Here is a 19,364-nt window from a genome sequence, read left to right on the forward strand (position 1 = left end):
AACCGGCCTGAAATTTCAGGCCGGTTTTTTATTGTATCGTGAGCAAAGCCCACGCTTCTTCCACTTTGCTTTCCAGAAGTAATTTCTGTGCGTCAAGATGAATGTTTTCATCGGCATGAAAGTCACCTTCAGGCAACAGTTCTGTATTGGCAAGCATTCCAAGGTCATTTCCTGTAAATACTTTGCTGTATTTGATAGAATCTGGCAGCAGATCGAAACCGATTCCTTTTGTTACCAAGGGTTTTGGTACTTCAAAAAGACTGTTTTCGTTGCTTCTGGAATACCAGTTGCTGCCCAGACGGGCTACCATATCCAGTTTTTTCTGATCCAGATTTCCGTCTTCATTCAGATATTCTTCTCGGATATGAATTTTCTGAACTTCACAGATCACAAGATTTCCTGCGCCACCCTGATCACCCAATGATTTTACCTCTAAAACTTTACATTCGAAGTTAACAGGGCATTCTTCAATCAGCTTAGGCTGTACAAGATCTGCCTCTTTCATGGTAAGACCGGATTTGATAAACTCATTCACTCCGTCTTCATATTCTGTAGACGCTAAAGAAATCTGTTGTACAATTGGAAAATTCACTGTTCCAATGACTACTTCAGGTACTTCAAGAACATTTTCCAGCGTATGTTTGGTGGTATTGTCACGAACTCTTCTTGATGGTGAGAAGATCAGAATCGGAGGAACCGTACTGAACATATTAAAAAAACTGAACGGAGACAAGTTATTATTACCGTCTTTATCTACAGTAGAAGCAAGTGCAATCGGTCGTGGTGAAACGGCTGTCTGCATAATGGTCTGTAATTGTACGGAGGTTATCTCGGAGGGGATTACTGTTTTCATGTTTTTCTTTTTAACACTTAATTCAACTTAAGTATTCAAATGATATTAAAAGATGCTTCGACTCCGCTCAGCATGACACTTCTAATATTAACTGTTTAGCAGTATATTTCTAGCGATGCCATGCTGAGTGAAGCCGAAGCATTTAATGATTAATTTTATATTAAAGAGTCGGAATAATTTTACCGGAAACTTCCCCGAAACCTACTCTTATCCCATCTTTTTCAGCCCATGCCTTCATGGTAACCGTATCATTGTCTTCAATGAATTTTCTCTCTTCACCGTTGCTTAATGATAAAGGATTTTGTCCTCTCCAAGTCAGCTCAAGCATAGAACCGAAAGACTTTGGATCACTTCCGGAAATGGTTCCGCTGGCATATAGGTCACCAACTTCCACATTACATCCGTTTACGGTGTGGTGTGCCAGTTGCTGGGCCATATTCCAGTACATATGTTTGTAGTTGCTTTCGCAGATCAGGTTTTGATCTCCGTTTTCAGGCTGGATATATACTTCAAGGTTGATATCGTAGTTTTTATCACCTTCAAATTTTAAATACTCTAAAACTTCAGGATCCTGATTTGGAGAAGCGGTTCTGAATGGTTCCAAAGCTTCAAGCGTAACCACCCATGGAGAAATAGAAGAACCGAAATTTTTCGCAAGGAATGGGCCTAGCGGAACATATTCCCATGCCTGGATATCTCTTGCAGACCAGTCATTGAAAACCACCATTCCGAAGATAGCATCTTCTGCATCTTTGGTAGAGATGCTTTCTCCCATCTCTGTATTTTTATTGATGATGAAAGCCATTTCCAGTTCGAAATCCAGTTGTTTACATGGTCCGAAAACTGGTTTTTCTGCATCTGCGGGTTTCGTCTGACCTTTCGGGCGGTTGATCTCCGTTCCGGAAACTACGATAGAGGATGCTCTTCCATGGTAACCTACCGGTAAGTGTTTCCAGTTGGGCAATAAAGCATTGGCCGGATCACGAAACATTTTGCCTACGTTGGTAGCATGTTCGATGCTGCTGTAGAAATCGGTGTAATTCGGGATGTGAACAGGCATCATCATTTTTACCTTATCCAGATCATAGAAAGCTTCTTCAATCGTTTTCTGATCTTTTGATAAAATAGAACCTTCCTGTAATAAGGTTTGGATTCTGGTACGGACCGCATTGGTAACCGGTTTACCCAGTTCAATAAATTCATTAATGGTATACGCTTCAAAAACATTGTCGTCTAATCCTTCAATATCTTCAAAATAACCAAGATCGTACAAGGTAGCAAGATCAATGACCTGATCTCCGATTCTTGTACAGCATCCGATATATTCTTTGTTAAAAACTGCGACTCCGAAAGGAATATTGTGTATAGAAAAATCCGAATTTGAGGAATAGTCTACAAATGATTTCATAAGTTTAAATTTTAGTTAGATTAAGTATCATCCGGAGAATTCCCCGGAACATTTATTTTGCCTTTTTTGAGTAAGATGCTTCATCGATCCACCTGTCTCTGGTATTGACATCGATAAGGTACAGAATATTGTCCTGTTGTGTCAGCAATAAAGTTTTCGTGACAGGCATTGGGATTTTTTTATTTTCAAGCATATCTGCTCTTAAAGAAATAATATTTTTTTTTCTGATGACATCACCGCTGAAAACGTTAGAACTGCTTTCTCCTGTTGCTTTATCATCGAAAACTTCTACATAAGTGGCATTATTCCCTTTGATAATAATAAAGTCCCGTTCCGTATGATCGGCTTCATCCTTAATGAAAACAAACTTTTTGTTATCAATATTTACATTTTCAAGATGCTGATTGATGCCTTTTCTTTGTTCAAGCCGGTTGAGGATTTCATTCAAAGTTCCATATTGAGCTTTAAGCCCTAAGGTTCCCAGGAGGAAAATCCCGATTAAAAGTTTTCTCATATACTGTGTTTTATAAAAAAGTTTTGCCAGAATACGGTATCCTGACAAAACTTATATTTTTAATGTAAAATTAAAGATTACCTCTTCTTTCCTGCTCTCTTTCTAATGCTTCGAACAATGCTTTGAAGTTTCCGGCACCAAAACTCTGTGCACCGTGTCTTTCAATAATTTCAAAGAATAGAGTAGGACGGTCTTCTACAGGCTTCGTAAAGATCTGTAATAAATACCCTTCTTCATCATGATCAATAAGTATACCTAACTCCTGAAGTTTTTTAAGATCTTCATCAATATGACCTACTCTTTCAGGAACCATGTCGTAATATGCTTCCGGTGGAGCAGAAAGGAACTCTACACCACGCTTTTTCAGTTCAGTTACGGTGTGGATAATGTCTTTTGTAGCTACAGCGATGTGCTGTACACCTTCTCCTTCATAGAAATCAAGGTATTCTTCTACCTGAGATTTCTTTTTACCCTCCGCAGGTTCGTTGATCGGGAATTTTGCGTATCCGTTTCCGTTTGACATTACTTTAGACATCAATGCAGAATATTCTGTATTGATCTGCTTATCGTCAAAAGAAAGGATATTTACAAATCCCATTACTTTTTCATACCATTCTACGGTTGGGATCATTCTGTTCCAGTCAACATTTCCTACACAGTGGTCTACGTATAATAAACCTGCTTCTTCAGGCTTATAATCACTTTCCCAATTTTCATACCCAGGCATGAAAGCTCCGTTATAATTTTTTCTTTCAACAAACATATGAACGGTTTCTCCGTACGTGTAGATACCGGACATTCTTACCTCACCATGCTCATCAGTTAACGTAACAGGCTCTAAATAGGGTTTTCCCCCTCTTTTAGTTGTTTCTTCGAAAGCTGCATAAGCGTCATCTACCCAAAGTGCCAAAATTTTTACTCCGTCACCATGTTTTTTTACATGCTCGCTGATAGGAGAGTCAGATTTAAGTCCTGTTGTTAATACCAATCTGATTTTTCCCTGTTGAAGCACATAAGATGCACGGTCTCTTACTCCTGTTTCAGGACCCGCATAAGCTACAGACTGAAAACCGAAAGCGGTTTTGTAATAATGGGCAGCCTGTTTTGCATTTCCTACATAAAACTCAATATAATCTGTACCGTTAATCGGTAAGAAATTTTCTGCTTGAGCTATTTTCTCGGCAAATGTAAGTGTTGACATATTTTCTCTTTTACTTTTATTTTATTGGTATGCAAATTACAAAAAACTTAGACATTGCGAAAATATTCCCGTGGATTCATTGAATATATTTAACATAAAGTTAAAGAAGAGTTTACTTAAGTATAGTTAAGTTTCTTAAGTTTAAAATCCTCTACCTACATTTGTTATACAAAAGACAAGTGAAAAAAAATATTTCGAAACATGAAAGCCGTAGATACTCTCTACGGCTTTCTTATGTTAGATTGTTTCAATTCTTTTATTCAACATTCCTGCATCGGGATTATAATTATCCCATATTTTCCAGATACCATTTACTTTTCGGATAAAATAGATCTGGGTACTCAGTTGATTCACGAAATGTTCTTCTCCGGTTTCTCCCACTTTAAACAGTAGATTCCAGAACTCCTGAGATTCCAGAATTTTTTTGTCAGGTTCATCAGTAACCACATGGATATCAAATACCTCATAGTTGGATCTGTTGTTTTTTGTTACCAGATGGAAGTCCTTGTCACACAGTTCTTTACTGAATTGTGACGCTCTTTCTAGAAAAGGAGAATCATCAAATACCAGACCTTTTAAAAGTTCGGTATTGTGAGTTGGAAACAGCTTATAAAATTCAAAAGCGGCGGCACAATAATCATACACCATCTGTGTAAGATAAGATTGGTCGTCGCTTTCCTCATTATCTCGTTTCTTGTATCTTACACTAAGGATATAGTCGTTCAGATCCTTATATCCTAAGAAGATACAGATTTTATCAAGTGTTTTCAAAAACCTCAGATCACTGTGAGTTTTATCCTTGTAATCGTTTTCAAAAAATCGCTGAAGGGTAACATGGGAAATGGTATTTCCGATTTCAAATTTTTTTCCTCCTTTCAGTTCTTCAGCTTCGGAGAGTTCGTCTTTGATAATTTCGGAAAGAATAATATAATGGCTTCTCTTCCACTCATTCACATTCCCTAAAACAGAATTCCTGACCTTGGAATGTTTCACAATTTCTTCTCGTATCGAATTATATATAGTTTTCAATTTCCTTGTTTTTGGATGAGTTTTATCAAATATACTGCCAAGATATTAATATTTTCGTATGATTTGATGATATTAAATTCAAAATTTGTTTTAGATTTTCAGATCCAAAACAGTTTTTAAAATTTTATGGTTTGATTATCAGTGTTTAAATCTTTCAAAAGCAGCTCTTTCCAACATTTCTCTATCATCAGGATGGGCGATGCTGATAAGTTCCTGTGCTCTCTGGCGAAGGTTTTTCCCATAGAGATAAGCCGTTCCATACTCAGTAACAACATAGTGAATATGACCTCTTGTAGTGACTACACCTGCGCCTTGTTTAAGGAAAGGAACAATTCTGGAAATTCCTTTTTTTGTTCTTGCGGTAATGGCTATGATAGGTTTTCCGTCATCACTTAAAGCAGCACCACGCATAAAGTCCATTTGGCCTCCAATTCCGCTGTACTGCATCGTTCCGATAGAATCTGCACATACCTGTCCTGTAAGGTCAATTTCAATGGCAGAGTTAATGGCTACCATTTTTTTGTTTCTCATAATGTTGATGGGGAAATTAACTTCACTTACATCACGGAAAGCAAATACGGTATTATCATCCACATAATCATAGAGTTTTCGGGTTCCGAAACAGAAACTTGTAATGGTTTTGTTATCGTTGTAGCCTTTGTATTTATTGTTGATCACATCATCCTGAATCAGGTCAATAACACCGTCACTCAGCATTTCTGTATGAATTCCCAGATCTTTATGGTTGGTAAGGCATTTCAAAACTGCATCAGGAATGGTTCCTATACCCATCTGAAGGGTTGATCTGTCTTCAATAAGTTCAGCTACATTTTTTCCTACAAGCATTTCTTCAGGACCTACTTTGGAACCATAATCTATGGTTGGAAGTTCTTCTTCATGCCAAACCAGTTTATGAATTCTGCTGATGTGGATCATTCCATCTCCGTGGGTTCTCGGCATTCTCGGATTAACGATGGCAACAATGATTTTGGCTGTATCTACTGCGGCCCTTGCAATATCTACAGAAGTTCCCAAAGTACAGAAACCATGTTTGTCTGGTGGAGAAACAGTGACAATTGCTACATCCAGAGGAAGGATATTCTTTCTGAATAAAATAGGAATCTCACTTAGGAAAACGGGAACAAAGTCTCCGCGGTCAGAATTCACAGCATCACGCACAGGAGTAGAAACAAATAAAGAATTGATGAAAAAGCTGTCTTTGTATTGTGGTTTTGCAATTTCCACATTTCCCTGCTGGGTAATGGAAACCATTTCCACATTTTGCAACCGGCCGGACTGTCTTGCCAACTCATCAATCAGATAATTCGGGGTACACGCACTGCCGTGAAAAAAGACACGGTTTCCGCTTTTTACCGTATATATTGCTTCTTCTGCGCTGATGTAATTATTCATATATTGTCTTTTTAAAGGGTACTAAGAATATTTTTATAGCTCATAAAAATACCTCTCTTCTTTCAAAGATAATCTTTATAATTTTATATTCATATAAATTTTTTAAGGATATTGTAAAGACTTTTGTCATATGAATTAACCTGATGATCTAACAGGAAAAAGGACTGAATGCCATCGCATTCAGTCCTTTTTGTTTATTGTATTATTGTGAAATTCCTGCGAAATTTTTTATTTATACAAATAACGTTTATCGCTTTCCGGAGTTTTGATGAAGTAATTTCTTATCTCGATGATTTTACTTTTATCATCATATTTTATAGGCCATAAAGTCTTTTACATACGCATACGGTGTGAGTTGAATTTTCCGGATTATAGCAAAAATCTTCAGGAAACGCTTCTACAAATTGATTCATAAGTTGAACGCAAGCGATACGTGTCGGATTATCTCCTCCTTTTACATTTTTTAGCTCGTTTCTCTTCATTTTTTTAAGATTTTTCATAGTAATTTAGTTTATTTAATTTTCCTACTCGTATAGCTTTTCGGATTACGCTTTTAAAATATTTTAAATTTAAAAAATAATTCTGATATATAATACATTTAAAAATTAATTGTTACTTTCTCCATAAAACCGCCATTAAACTTGAATAAAGTAAATGACGGTCAATTATTTTTAAACTTTGCTTAAACCAGATTAATTGGTAATTTCAACAGCTTTTTTCTGCTTCATGCTTCCGGTTTCTGCAAATCGAAGATGCCAGCTGAAAGCTTCCTGTAATAAATGAGGAGTATGACCTCCTTTTTCACAGGCTCTGTCGAAGTAAGATTGTAATTCTTCTTTATAATCCGGGTGAACACAATTGTCTATGATTTTCTGTGCTCTTTCTCTTGGCGCCAATCCTCTTAAATCTGCCAATCCTACATCCGTTACCAGAATATCTACATCGTGTTCTGTATGGTCAGTATGAGAAACCATGGGAAGAACGTGGGAGATATTGTTGCCTTTTGAAGCAGCTTGGGTAACGAAAATACTTAAATAAGCATTTCTTGCAAAGTCTCCGGAACCTCCGATTCCGTTCATGATTTTTGTTCCACCGATATGAGTAGAGTTTACGTTTCCATAGATATCAAATTCAATGGCTGTATTGATGGCTATCACACCCAATCTTCTGATCAATCCCGGAGTATTGGAAATATTCTGAGGTCTTAAAACAAACTTGTCTTTATACTTTGAAAGATTCCCCAACACTCTTTCGTAGCATTCCTGGGAAACGGTAATGGAAGATGCTGATGCAAAGCTTAGCTTACCGGAATCTATCAGATCAAATGTACTGTCCTGCAGCACTTCTGAAAACATGGTGAGATCATAAAAATTACTGTCTTTAAATCCTGTCAGAACAGCGTTGGCTACTTTACCGATCCCTGCCTGAAGAGGAAGTAACCGGTCTGTAAGGCGTCCCAAAAGAACTTCATTTTCAAAAAAAGCAAGAAGATGTTTGGCGATGGCTGTTGTTTTTTCGTCCGGTTCTGCAATATCTGCCGGGCTGTCTTTACGGTTGGTAAATACAATGGCTTCAATTTTTTCAGGATCTACAGGAATGCTTTTTCTCCCGATTTTGTTCCAGGGAGCAACAATTGGGATCACATTTCTGTAAGGATAATCCTCTGCCTGGTAAATATCGTGGATTCCGTAGACTTCTTCAGGAACTTCGGTATTGATTTCAATGATCACTTTTTTAGCCAACGCCGCAAAAGTCACGGAGTTTCCCACAGAAGTGGTAGGAACAATACTTCCGTCTCTTTCAATATAAGCAGCTTCAATAATGGCTACGTCAATGCTCTGAAGATTTTTAGTGTGAAGAAGCTCGGCACTTTCGCTTAAATGCTGGTCGATGAAGAGAATTTCACCATTGTTGATTTTATTTCTTAAAACAGGATCTACCTGGAAAGGCATTCTTTTTTTCAGGACGTTGGCTTCTGCCAGTTTTCCGTCGGTACCGTGGCCTAGTGAAGCTCCTGTCATTAAAGTGACTTTTAGGTCTTCAGTTTTTCCTCTTTCTGCCAGTGCCGGCAAAATGGCTTTGCTGTCACCGGCTTTTGTAAATCCGCTGGACCCGATGGTCATACCATCTTTAATGATTTTTACAGCGTTTTCAGCTGTAGTAACTTTTTCGCGTAAGCTTTCTAATCTGATTCTTTCTAACATGTAATATTGATTTTGTTTTAAACCACCATTACTTAGGATACGTCATGAAAAATAATGATGGTTAATATGGTAACCATACCTCACAAATTTACAAAAAAAGACGCTTTAAATAAAGGTTTTAAAGCGTCTTTTGTATGTATTCAGTAATACTTTTTGATAATTTTTACTGTTTTATTCTAACCATGAAGTTTTATAGGAAGGATCTTCTACTTTTAAAGCTTCTTCAGTAATTTTTAAAGGACGGAATGGATCTACCATTACCGCATATTCTTCTGTGAATTTTTTTCCGATACTTCTTTCCATAGCGCCAGGATGAGGTCCGTGCACAATTCCTCCCGGGTGAAGGGTAAAGTCCATCAAATCAATGTGGTTACGGCTCATGAAATCACCTTCTGTGTAGAATAATACCTCATCAGAATCAATATTGGAGTGATTGTAAGGAGCAGGAATTGCCTGTGGATGATAATCGTACATTCTTGCGCAGAATGAGCATACTACGAAATTGTGTCCCTCAAAATTCTGGTGAACCGGTGGCGGTTGGTGAATTCTTCCGGTAATCGGTTCGAAGTTTTTAATATTGAATTTATAAGGATAAAAATATCCGTCCCAGCCCACCACATCAAACGGATGCGTTGCGTAGATAAAGTCTGTAATCTGGTTTTCTTTTTTTACTTTAATCAGGAATTCTCCTTTTTCATCTACAGGTTCTTTGAAAGTAGGGGCAATCATATCTCTCTCACAGAATGGAGAATGTTCTAAAAGCTGTCCGAATTCGTTTCTGTATCTTTTCGGAGTATAAATAGGTGAGTGGCTTTCCAATATAAAAAAGACGGTATCATCAGACTTCAGCTCTACCTGATAGATGGTTCCTCTTGGAATAATAAGATAATCTCCGGTCACGAATTCAAGATCTCCAACAAATGTTTTCAATATTCCGGTTCCCTGGTGAACATACAAAAGTTCATCACATTCGGCATTTTTGTAGAAATAATCCATCGATTTTTTGGGCTTTGCCAATCCCATTTTCAGGTCGTTGTTCATCAAAAGGATTTTTCGGCTGTCCATAAAATCGTCTTCAGGAGTTACATTCATTCCTTTAAACATTCTTGGAGCCACATTTTTTTCCACAGCAATTTTTGGAGTGACATCTTTCGGCTCACCGATAGATTTAATCTGTGTAGGGCGGTGGATATGATATAACAGAGAAGAAATACCATGGAAGCCTTCTGTACCGAAAAGCTGTTCATAGTAAAATTGATCTTCAGGAGACTTAAAGATTGTATGTCTTTTTGGTGGGATATTTCCCGCTAGATGATATCTCATTTTACTTTCATATGTAGTTTCTCAAATTTAATCATTTTTCATGAATTCAATCCATCTATATTTTTAAATGAAGTTTTGTATTTGAAAAATAATTGTTAGATTTGCCTAACAATTTTAATTTCATGAAGCGAATATTATTTTCTGTGACTTTTTTATCAACCTACTGTTTTGCGCAGGAGACTGACAGTTTGAGTGTACAGCAGACTAAAAGTGTGGATTCTGCAAAAGTTATGAAGAGGGAATTTAAGACCAGTACCATCGAAGATGTGGTGGTTACCGGTACCATCAAACCTATGAGCAGATCGAAAAGTCCTGTGGCAGTTGAGATTTACAGTCAGAAGTTTTTCCAGAAAAACCCTACTCCCAGTATTTTTGAAGCCATCGCGATGGTGAATGGGGTAAAGCCTCAGCTGAACTGTTCTGTTTGTAATACGGGAGATATCCATATCAATGGACTGGAAGGGCCTTACACGATGATTTTGATTGACGGAATGCCGATTGTAAGCTCACTTTCCACTGTATATGGTTTGAGCGGAATCCCCAATAGCCTGGTGGATAGAATAGAGGTGGTAAAAGGTCCTGCATCTTCTATCTATGGTTCTGAAGCAATGGGAGGAGTGATTAATATTATCACTAAAAATGCATTAACCGCTCCTCAATTGAGTGTTGATATGATGACGAGTACGTGGAGTGAAAATAATCTGGATCTTTCCACTAAATTCAATGTTGGAAAAAAAGCGGCTTCATTATTAAGTTTGAATTATTTCAGTTTTCAGGAAAGAATAGATCAGAATAAAGATAATTTCACCGATGCTACTTTACAAAGCAGAATTTCGGTTTTCAACAAATGGAATTTTAAAAGAAAGGAAAACAGACAGGCAAGTTTTGCGATGAGGTATCTGTATGAAGACCGTTTTGGGGGAGAAATGCAATGGAATAAATCTTTCCGTGGAAGCGATGAAGTATATGGAGAAAGTATTTATACCAACAGGGCAGAGGTTTTCGGTTTGTATGAATGGCCTATGAAGGAGCATATTGTGACTCAGTTTTCTTACAACTATCACGATCAGAATTCATTTTATGGATCAAACCCATTCAATGCTACACAAAAGGTAGCTTTTGTACAGACGTATTGGGACAGAAGTTTCGGGAAACATGATATCACTGCCGGACTTACTTTTAAAAGAACTTTTTACGATGACAATACACCAGGAACTTTAGCAGCAGACGGTATCACGAATGCACCGATGAAATCTCCAATTTGGGGAGCTTTTATCCAGGATCAGTGGGAAATCAATGATAAAAATACGTTGTTACTTGGGTACAGATATGATTATGATAAAGTACATCATTCTGTACATTCACCTAGGTTTGCATGGAAATTTAATCCCAATCCGTATCACACTTTACGTTTCAACTTTGGAACAGGTTTTAGAGTAGTTAATTTATTTACGGAAGATCATGCAGCTTTGACGGGGTCAAGGGAAGTTGTGGTAAAATCAGATTTGAAACCGGAAAGATCTGTCAATGGAAACCTGAATTATATCTGGAAAATTCCTGTAGGCAGCCGAATGGTAAATCTTGATGCTTCCGCATTTTATACTTATTTCAGTAATAAAATTGTAGGGGATTTTGATTCTGATCCTAATAAAATTATTTATGATAATCTCCACGGATATGGAATTTCAAGAGGAGCTTCATTGAATGTGGATTTTAGTTTTCAGTTTCCTTTGAGTGTTAATCTGGGAGTAACATATCTTGATGTTTATCAGAAATTTGATAACGAAAATCAAAAAACACAGCAGCTGCATGCCCCAAAATGGAGCGGTACGTACAACCTGACGTATAAGTTTGCGAATAACCTGACCATCGACTTTACAGGACAGTTTTACGGACCAATGCGACTTCCTGTTCTTGTGAATGACTATCGCCCTGAATATTCACCCTTTTATTCTCTGGCTAATATTCAGGTATCCAAGAGTTTCAAATCCGGATTTGAAGTGTATTGCGGAATAAAAAACCTATTCAATTTCAGACCTGAAGATCCTTTGATGAGACCGTTTGACCCATTTGATAAACATGTTGATGATCCTGTCAACAATCCTAATCATTATACTTTTGATACAGCATACGGCTATGCACCAATGCAGGGGATCAGAGGCTTTCTGGGTGTAAAATATACTTTGAAATGAAAAAAATAGCTTTATTTTTAATGTTAGTGCCCTGTTTTTATCTGTCTCAGATGAAGACAGGCACTTTTTCTGATCTTGAGATTCAGCAGAAAGAAAATCCGAAGCCGGTTGTGATCCATCTGTATACCGATTGGTGTGCGGTCTGCAAGATTGAGTCCTATCGTTTGAGTAAAGATAAAGAGGTGGTTGATATGATCAATGATCGTTTTTATTTTGTCAATTTCGAGGCAGAAAAGACGAAGGAGAAAATTCATTTTCAGAATCAGGAGTTTGAATATCTGCAGAACGGAAATTCCGGAATTCATGAGTTGGCGCTGGCTTTGTCTAAGAATAAAAATCAGCCTGTTTATCCTTTATGGGTATTTCTGGATAAGCATCAGAATCTGGTGTATTATCAGGAAGGGCAGATGACGCCTGAGAAAATGAAGCAGAAGCTGTTGGAAATTTCGGCTTTGTGAGGTGAGAGATTTTTGTTGGAAAGTACGAAGGTACCAACTTGTCAATATAACATATCTTCTCACAGAATATGAAAGATCTATATTACCTGTAACGGAAATTTTGGATAAAAAATCCTCAGACCCGTTTAGAGTTGAGGATTTTAAATACTACCAAATTGTTTATTAATTTTTATCTAACCATGACTGTATCAATTCAGAGTGATCTTCTACCCATTCTTTGGCAGTGGTTTCTTTATTTTTACTCTGTTCCATTTTCATTAAAAGATCAGACATGTTTTCATCATCAAAATGAACTTTGGAAAAGAATTTTGCCAGCTCCGGATGATCTTTAGCAAAGCTTTTTCTGGAATAGGTTTTAATCTGCTCTGCTTCACCAAATATCTTTTTGGGATCGTCAAGAAACTTAAGCTTCATTTTGCCAAACATCCAGTGGGGCTGCCATCCTGTTACCACAATCCATTGTTTGCGCTGTATGGCATTCTGTAATTCAGTGATCATGGCAATGGTAGAGGAGTTGATCTGTTGATAATCCAGTTTATAATCAATAATGGCTTTATCCGTTCCGGTGGTTAATCCGGCTCCTTTTTCAATTCCAATAATTCTGTGACTGAACTGATCCTTATGCTGATTGAGTTCTTCAATGGATTTAATAGTAACATATTCCGGCACAACCAATCCTATGCGGCCGTTGTCATAATTGGTTCCAAGGTGAGTCAATCCCGGAAATTTAGCCAGTTTTTTAGCGTGGGTGTAAGGAAGCCAGACTCCCATGAAAAGGTCTGTATCTTCATTATTCATCGAAGCCAGGATCATATCCGTAGAAGCTTTTTGAATAATAACATGATAACCTTGTTTGTCAAGAATGGCTTTAGCAACATGCGTCATGGCAACATCTTCTGCCCAGCCATCTACCATTCCGATGGTGATATATTTAGAGTTTTTTATGTTTTCACACGAATTTAATGCTGTAAAAAATAACATTAAAACGGGTAAAAGCAGATATTTTAATTGTTTCATCTTATTGTTTTTTCTTTACAAATCCCTGGGTAATACGGTCCAGGATAATGGCTAAAATCACTACGGATAAACCACTTTCAAATCCTAATCCGATATCCAGATTATTAATTCCTTCCAGTACTTTCTCTCCCAAACCGCCTGCAGCAATCATTCCTGCAATAACCACCATGGATAAGGATAACAATATGGTTTGATTGATTCCCGTTAAAATCGTTTTCATCGCTAAAGGAAGTTCAACTTTAAACAGAATCTGACGGTTGGTTGCTCCAAAAGCTCTGGCCGCTTCTACAATATCTTTCGGAACGGCTTCAATTCCCAAAGTCGTTAACCGAACCGCGGGCGGCATGGCGAAAATAATCGTTGCAAAAGCTCCCGGTACTTTACCGATACTGAAAAACAGTACAGCCGGAATCAGGTAGACAAATGCGGGCATGGTCTGCATCAGGTCCAATAAAGGGCGAATGATTTTGTCGGCTATTTTGCTTTTCGCAGCTAAAATTCCCAAAGGGATAGAAAGAATAAGAGCAGTAATGGTGGAAACAAAAATAAGTGCCAGCGTTTCCATAGTTTCTTTCCATAGTCCCATGAGAAATATTAAACTCAGTCCGGCAGCCGTTACCACAGCGATGCCTTTTCCGGCTTTCCATAATGCCAAAAGGGTAAAAAAGAGAATGATTACATAAAAAGGTGTGTTTGTTAAAACCCATTCAATCCCCATAATGGAGGAATTTCCCAGATGTTTTATGACATCAAATACAGGCTTTCCGTTTTCTGTGAGCCAATTGATTGCAGTTTCTACATATTGGCCTATATCTATAGTTTTATTCATCTTATTGATTGTTTGCGATTTCTTTTAATTCTATGATCTCTTCTTCGTTAAACTTGGTGGCTTCTATGATGAGCGATAATTGGGTGATAAGGCCTAAGAATTTGTTGTTTTCATCTACCACGGCTATGGAAGATTTGTTTTCAGAGATCAGTGGTAACATTTCTTCTACCGTCACTTCGGGATACACTGAAGGAACATTACTGTTGATAATTGATTCTACCGTAGGTTCTTTCTTTTTGGCAATGCGGACCACATCATTAAGGGTTACAAAACCGAGAAATTTATTCTGAAAATCTACGACAGGCAAATTTTCCAGGCCTGTAGCTCTCATCTTTCTTAAAGCACCTTCAGGACCATCTTTTCTGAAACGAACTACCGTAGCTTTGTCGAACATTAAAGATCTTGCGGTGATAATCGTTTTACGGTCTACTTTCTCCACGAATGCTTTTACATAGTCGCTGGCAGGATTGGTTAAAATATCTTCGGCCGTTCCTATTTGCTCTATGACTCCATCTTTCATGATGACGATACGGTCTCCGATTTTAATGGCTTCGTCCAAATCGTGGGTAATAAAAACAATGGTTTTTTGTAATGTATTCTGCAGTTCAAGCATTTGATCCTGCATTTCAGATTTTATCAAGGGATCCAGCGCGGAGAAAGCTTCGTCCATCAGCAAGACTTCAGGATCGTTAGCCAACGCTCTTGCCAATCCTACTCTTTGCTGCATTCCTCCGGAAAGCTGGGAAGGATACTGATTTTCAAAACCACTTAATCCTACAATGTCCAGCGCTTTCTGAGCTTTTTGATCACGGGAAGCTTTGTCTTCCCCTCTTATTTCCAGCCCGAAGCCCGCATTATCTAAAATAGTATGATGAGGAAGTAATCCAAATTTCTGAAATACCATACTCATTTCCGTTCTTCTTACTTCCAGCAGTTCCTTGTTGTTTTTACTGGTAATGTCATCGTCATTGATGAATACCTTTCCTGAAGTGGGTTCATTCAGCCTGTTAAGACATCGTAATAAAGTAGATTTCCCACTTCCTGACAACCCCATAATGACAAAGAATTCTCCTTCATAAATTTCAAAGCTGGCTTTGTTGATTCCTATGGTGCAGCCCGTTTTTTCAAGAATTTCCTTTTTGGAAAAACCTTTATCCAGAAGTTCCTGTGCTTTTTCTTTGTTTTTACCAAAAATAATAGTCAGGTCTTCCACTTTAAGTTTTACTTTTCTAGTGTTTTCATTTTTTTCCATATTCAGAATTTTTCAATTAATAATTTGATATAAAAAATTGTACATCAATTCATTATATACTTTTAGCTTTCGTTGTTCTGTTGATGACAATAGGATAAAATAATTTGCTGAGCTTTTAGTGATAAAAAGCTTTAACAAAAAAATAATACCATAAAGACCTGATGGACTTATGTTTATTTTAAATATGTCAATAGATTATACTCTAGAAAAAGAGTGCATTATGTAAAAAGAAGCTTATCTTTTACATAGATTCTACAATTAAATTACAGATGAGGTAATTACAGATATGTGTACTGAACAACTTGAATTTCTACATTTCATCAAAATGCAGGCCAGCATCAAAAAACTGTATATCAATTTTTTATGGCGATGCAAATTTACGAATTTTATATTAAATGGATTTTCGCTGATGTAACATATTGATTTTCAATGGTATTTTCAGATTGGAATTCACGGCAATTTTTCTCTTATCATTAAAGGTAAGAGAAGATTGATATTGCCGGAATGATCCGGTAATTTATTTCAGTAAAACAGCAATAATTGCAAGGATAGCAGGTAAAGCCTGAACGAAAAATATTTTTTTAGTAGCTGATAGAGCACCGTAAATTCCTGCAACCGTAACACATCCTAAAAAGAATAAAGCCACATTGGTCTGCCATTGCGGATCTTTAATCAAAAATGACCAGATTAATCCGGCTGCCAAAAAGCCATTGTAAAGTCCCTGATTGGCAGCAAGTCCTTTGGTAGGTTTAAACATTTCTGCAGGCAGGGCTGCTTTAAAAACTTCCTTTCCTTTAGTTTCCCATGCAAACATTTCCATCCAAAGAATATAAAGATGTTCCAGTGCAACAATAGCGATCAGAATTTTAGCAACGATTTCCATGATTCAATATTTTTCTCATTGTAAAACTAAAAAAATAAAGTTAAGTTTGATTACTAAATATTACAATGGAAAATTTCAAGGCACATTTAAACAAATTTATTACGGTAACGGACGAGGAATATACTTCTATTGTATCATTTTTTGAGGTAATGGATGTGAAAAAGAAACAAAATCTGGTGCTGGAAGGAGAGATCTGCCGGACAATGTATTTTGTATTGAAAGGATGCCTGAGAAAGTTTTTTATCAATGAAAAAGGAGTAGAAAATACTACCCAGTTTGCTATCGAAAACTGGTGGATCACAGATACATTTGCTTATGAAAGACAGCTCAAGACGGATTTTAATATTCAGTCGGTGGAGCATTCTACTATTTTGGTGATTGACTTTAAGAATCAGGATTTATTGTTTGAAAAGCATCCTGTGATGGAACGTTATTTCAGAATTATTTATCAGAGAGCTTATGCTGCTTCCGAAAGAAAACTCCGCTATCTTTCGGAATTTTCAAGAGAAGAGCTTTACATACATTTCAGTACGTTGTATCCCTGGTTTATTCAAAGAATTCCTCAGTATCTGGTTGCTTCTTTTCTTGGATTTACACCGGAATATTTAAGTGAAATTAAAGCGAAGCTACGATCTTAAACCAGTTTAAGTTTTTTACGGATCAGAAGCCGGAAATTTGTCATGTGATTAAAAGCTAATGCAATGACAGATCAAAAAAATAAATTTCCACAACTTTTTTTAAGACTGGCTCTTGCCGTTACCATGCTTTCTGCAGTGGCAGACCGATTCGGCTGGTGGAGCAAAGAAAATTCATCATGGGGAAACATGGAGCGTTTTAAAGAATATACAAGACAGCTTACTTTTTTCCTTCCAGAAGCCTTAAGTACGGTTTCAGCGTATGCAGCTACTTTCTTAGAAATCCTTTTTCCTTTGATGCTGATTTTTGGATTTAAAACAAAAATTGCGGCCTATGGAAGCAGTATCCTGCTGTTGATTTTTGCCATATCTATGACCATTGCATCAGGACCCAAAGCCCCACTGAACTATTCCGTATGGGTAGGAAGTGCTGCCGCACTTTTACTGGCGGTACAGCAACATTATTCTTTAAGTATAGATCAATTAACCAAAAAAATATAATATTATGAGCGCAAGATTAAATATTGCAACAGTAGATTCAGCAGCCTATAAAGCCATGCTGGGATTGGAAGGGTATTTACAAACGATTTCTTTAACACACATTCAGAAGGAGCTGATTAAAATCAGAGCTTCACAGATCAATAAATGTGCGTTCTGCCTTGATATGCACACTAAAGATGCCATCAAATACGGAGAAAATCCTCAAAGAATCTTTATTCTGAACGGATGGACAGAAGCTAAAGAATTTTTCACTGAAGAAGAGCAGGTACTATTAGCGATGACAGAAGAAATTACGCTGATCAGTGATAAAGGATTAACTGAAGAAACGTATCAGAAAGCAAAGTCATTCTTTGATGATAACCAAATTGCTCAGATCATCATGGCGATCATTACCATCAATGCCTGGAACAGAATTGCAGTAAGTACACATCTTCCGATTGCAAAGTAATTGGAAAGCAGTGAAGATGGGTGATGGAAGTTGATGAAGACTGCATCATCTACGGATGTTTACTTTATTTTCAAAAACGGCCTTTCAAATTTTTTGAAAGGCCGTTTTTGATGCAAAATGCAAAGTGACAGTGTAACACAATTCGGGTATTAATTCTAAAATAAATTCTAAGGTTGATTTTTATTTTTTAAACCGGAATTACATTGTCTCTTCGTTTCTCAGATATAAAAGTTGTTTAAACTTTACCAAACCACAAAAGTTACAAAAGGTTTCATTTTAAAACACTTGAGTTCACTTAAGTAAGTTTAAAATGATACCGCAGAAAAGTTCACAAGATGAAAATCAAAGATTTTCACAAAACTTAGGTGTACTTATTACGCATAAGGCCTGGTTCTGAAAAAACTTAAGTATTTAAAACTTTTGTGCTTTTTGTGGTTAAAAAGTATCTGTTATTTCTTTAATTCTTTCAGAATAGCTTCTCCAACGCTTTTTGCAGACTGTGGATTCTGTCCTGTAATCACTCTTTGATCTGTTACCACATGATTCTGCCAAAGTCCTGATTTTTCAAACTTTGCTCCTCTTTCTTTCAGCTTATCTTCCAGTAAGAAAGGAACAACATTGGTTAGTTTTACTTCAGATTCCTCTTCATTGGTAAAAGCATTGATTTTCTTTCCATCTACAAGATATTTCCCGTTATTCAGTTTGATATTCACCAAACCTGCAGGGCCATGGCATACACCGGCTACAATTCCTCCGTTTTCATAAATCCTGGAAGCTATATCTGCCAGTTCCTTATTGTCTGCAAAATCCCACATCGCACCGTGTCCTCCTGCATAAAATATCGTTGAATATTCTTTTGGATTAATCTGAGATGGGTTCATAGAATGATCAATCTTGTTTTTGTATTCTTTATTTTCCCAGAATTCCTTATTTACGGGATCTTTCAGATCAAAGCCGTCTACCGGAGGAGTTCCGCCTTTCGGGCTTACAAAATCAATTTCGTATCCTGCTTTGTGAAGAACTTCCCAGGGATGAGAAACTTCCCCCAGATAATATCCTGTGTCTTCACCGGTACTGCCTTTTTTATCATGGCTGGTAACAACGAATAATATTTTCTTTTTCATATTCTTTGATTTTTTGGTTTGTGCCTGAGCGAATCCTAGTGTAAAGACCGCAAGCATTAAAAATGCTAACTTTTTCATTA

The 19,364-nt window shown here is 37.1% G+C and carries 19 protein-coding genes; 5 read left to right on the forward strand and 14 right to left on the reverse strand.

Annotated features, from left to right (window positions below; genetic code table 11):
- Nucleotides 1–28: 28 nt before the first annotated feature.
- From ACODR7_RS13425 to ACODR7_RS13465, 9 genes are all read right to left on the reverse strand, one after another.
- The gene (locus ACODR7_RS13425) at nucleotides 29–853 is read right to left on the reverse strand and encodes a flavin reductase family protein (RefSeq protein WP_488839741.1); all 825 of its coding nucleotides are present in this window, start codon (nucleotides 851–853) and stop codon (nucleotides 29–31) included.
- A gap of 160 nt (nucleotides 854–1,013) precedes the next feature.
- Entirely contained in the window at nucleotides 1,014–2,261 is a 1,248-nt protein-coding gene (gene fahA, locus ACODR7_RS13430) for a fumarylacetoacetase (RefSeq protein WP_488839742.1), read from the reverse strand.
- Nucleotides 2,262–2,313: 52 nt separating this feature from the next.
- A complete protein-coding gene (locus tag ACODR7_RS13435; protein ID WP_488839744.1) occupies nucleotides 2,314–2,775 on the reverse strand; it encodes a hypothetical protein in 462 nt (153 codons plus the stop codon).
- Between the two features lie 70 nt (nucleotides 2,776–2,845).
- A complete protein-coding gene (hppD, locus tag ACODR7_RS13440; protein WP_110367856.1) occupies nucleotides 2,846–3,976 on the reverse strand; it encodes a 4-hydroxyphenylpyruvate dioxygenase in 1,131 nt (376 codons plus the stop codon).
- A gap of 237 nt (nucleotides 3,977–4,213) precedes the next feature.
- The gene (locus tag ACODR7_RS13445; RefSeq protein ID WP_488839746.1) at nucleotides 4,214–5,005 is read right to left on the reverse strand and encodes a hypothetical protein; all 792 of its coding nucleotides are present in this window, start codon (nucleotides 5,003–5,005) and stop codon (nucleotides 4,214–4,216) included.
- 138 nt (nucleotides 5,006–5,143) lie between these two features.
- Nucleotides 5,144–6,418, reverse strand: a complete 1,275-nt coding sequence (locus tag ACODR7_RS13450) for an acetyl-CoA hydrolase/transferase family protein (protein ID WP_488839748.1) — start codon at nucleotides 6,416–6,418, stop codon at nucleotides 5,144–5,146.
- 314 nt (nucleotides 6,419–6,732) lie between these two features.
- Nucleotides 6,733–6,918 (reverse strand): bacteriocin-like protein, encoded by a 186-nt coding sequence (locus ACODR7_RS13455; RefSeq protein ID WP_488839750.1) that lies wholly within the window; start codon nucleotides 6,916–6,918, stop codon nucleotides 6,733–6,735.
- 192 nt (nucleotides 6,919–7,110) lie between these two features.
- Complete coding sequence (gene scpC / locus ACODR7_RS13460) at nucleotides 7,111–8,622, reverse strand: succinyl-CoA:acetate CoA-transferase ScpC (protein WP_488839752.1); 1,512 nt, start codon at nucleotides 8,620–8,622, stop codon at nucleotides 7,111–7,113.
- A gap of 171 nt (nucleotides 8,623–8,793) precedes the next feature.
- Nucleotides 8,794–9,945, reverse strand: a complete 1,152-nt coding sequence (locus ACODR7_RS13465; RefSeq protein ID WP_488839753.1) for a homogentisate 1,2-dioxygenase — start codon at nucleotides 9,943–9,945, stop codon at nucleotides 8,794–8,796.
- 122 nt (nucleotides 9,946–10,067) lie between these two features.
- Between ACODR7_RS13465 and ACODR7_RS13470 the strand changes: the two genes are divergently transcribed.
- Together ACODR7_RS13470 and ACODR7_RS13475 are read left to right on the forward strand one after the other, a co-directional pair.
- A complete protein-coding gene (locus ACODR7_RS13470) occupies nucleotides 10,068–12,137 on the forward strand; it encodes a TonB-dependent receptor plug domain-containing protein (RefSeq protein ID WP_488839755.1) in 2,070 nt (689 codons plus the stop codon).
- A complete protein-coding gene (locus ACODR7_RS13475; RefSeq protein ID WP_488839757.1) occupies nucleotides 12,134–12,595 on the forward strand; it encodes a thioredoxin family protein in 462 nt (153 codons plus the stop codon). The genes ACODR7_RS13470 and ACODR7_RS13475 overlap by 4 nt, the downstream gene beginning before the upstream one ends.
- Before the next feature lie 162 nt (nucleotides 12,596–12,757).
- Here the strand turns inward: ACODR7_RS13475 and ACODR7_RS13480 are convergent, their stop codons facing one another.
- The 4 genes from ACODR7_RS13480 to ACODR7_RS13495 all read right to left on the reverse strand — a co-directional run bounded on the left by ACODR7_RS13480 (nucleotide 12,758) and on the right by ACODR7_RS13495 (nucleotide 16,576).
- Complete coding sequence (locus tag ACODR7_RS13480; protein WP_488839759.1) at nucleotides 12,758–13,612, reverse strand: glycine betaine ABC transporter substrate-binding protein; 855 nt, start codon at nucleotides 13,610–13,612, stop codon at nucleotides 12,758–12,760.
- A gap of 1 nt (nucleotide 13,613) precedes the next feature.
- Nucleotides 13,614–14,441 (reverse strand): ABC transporter permease, encoded by an 828-nt coding sequence (locus tag ACODR7_RS13485; protein ID WP_110367868.1) that lies wholly within the window; start codon nucleotides 14,439–14,441, stop codon nucleotides 13,614–13,616.
- Nucleotide 14,442: 1 nt separating this feature from the next.
- Entirely contained in the window at nucleotides 14,443–15,693 is a 1,251-nt protein-coding gene (locus ACODR7_RS13490; RefSeq protein WP_488839761.1) for a quaternary amine ABC transporter ATP-binding protein, read from the reverse strand.
- Nucleotides 15,694–16,210: 517 nt separating this feature from the next.
- A complete protein-coding gene (locus ACODR7_RS13495) occupies nucleotides 16,211–16,576 on the reverse strand; it encodes a DUF1304 domain-containing protein (RefSeq protein ID WP_488839763.1) in 366 nt (121 codons plus the stop codon).
- Nucleotides 16,577–16,641: 65 nt separating this feature from the next.
- On the opposite strand from ACODR7_RS13495, the gene ACODR7_RS13500 reads away from it, so the two are divergent.
- The 3 genes from ACODR7_RS13500 to ACODR7_RS13510 all read left to right on the forward strand — a co-directional run bounded on the left by ACODR7_RS13500 (nucleotide 16,642) and on the right by ACODR7_RS13510 (nucleotide 18,160).
- Entirely contained in the window at nucleotides 16,642–17,214 is a 573-nt protein-coding gene (locus ACODR7_RS13500) for a Crp/Fnr family transcriptional regulator (RefSeq protein ID WP_488839765.1), read from the forward strand.
- 63 nt (nucleotides 17,215–17,277) lie between these two features.
- Nucleotides 17,278–17,712, forward strand: a complete 435-nt coding sequence (locus tag ACODR7_RS13505; protein ID WP_488839767.1) for a DoxX family membrane protein — start codon at nucleotides 17,278–17,280, stop codon at nucleotides 17,710–17,712.
- 4 nt (nucleotides 17,713–17,716) lie between these two features.
- Entirely contained in the window at nucleotides 17,717–18,160 is a 444-nt protein-coding gene (locus tag ACODR7_RS13510; RefSeq protein WP_062675364.1) for a carboxymuconolactone decarboxylase family protein, read from the forward strand.
- A 449-nt stretch (nucleotides 18,161–18,609) separates the two neighbouring features.
- Here the strand turns inward: ACODR7_RS13510 and ACODR7_RS13515 are convergent, their stop codons facing one another.
- Nucleotides 18,610–19,362, reverse strand: coding sequence for a type 1 glutamine amidotransferase domain-containing protein (locus ACODR7_RS13515; RefSeq protein WP_228457901.1), 753 nt, complete (start codon nucleotides 19,360–19,362; stop codon nucleotides 18,610–18,612).
- Nucleotides 19,363–19,364 lie beyond the last annotated feature (2 nt).

The organism is Chryseobacterium sp. FG46 (assembly GCF_057809135.1).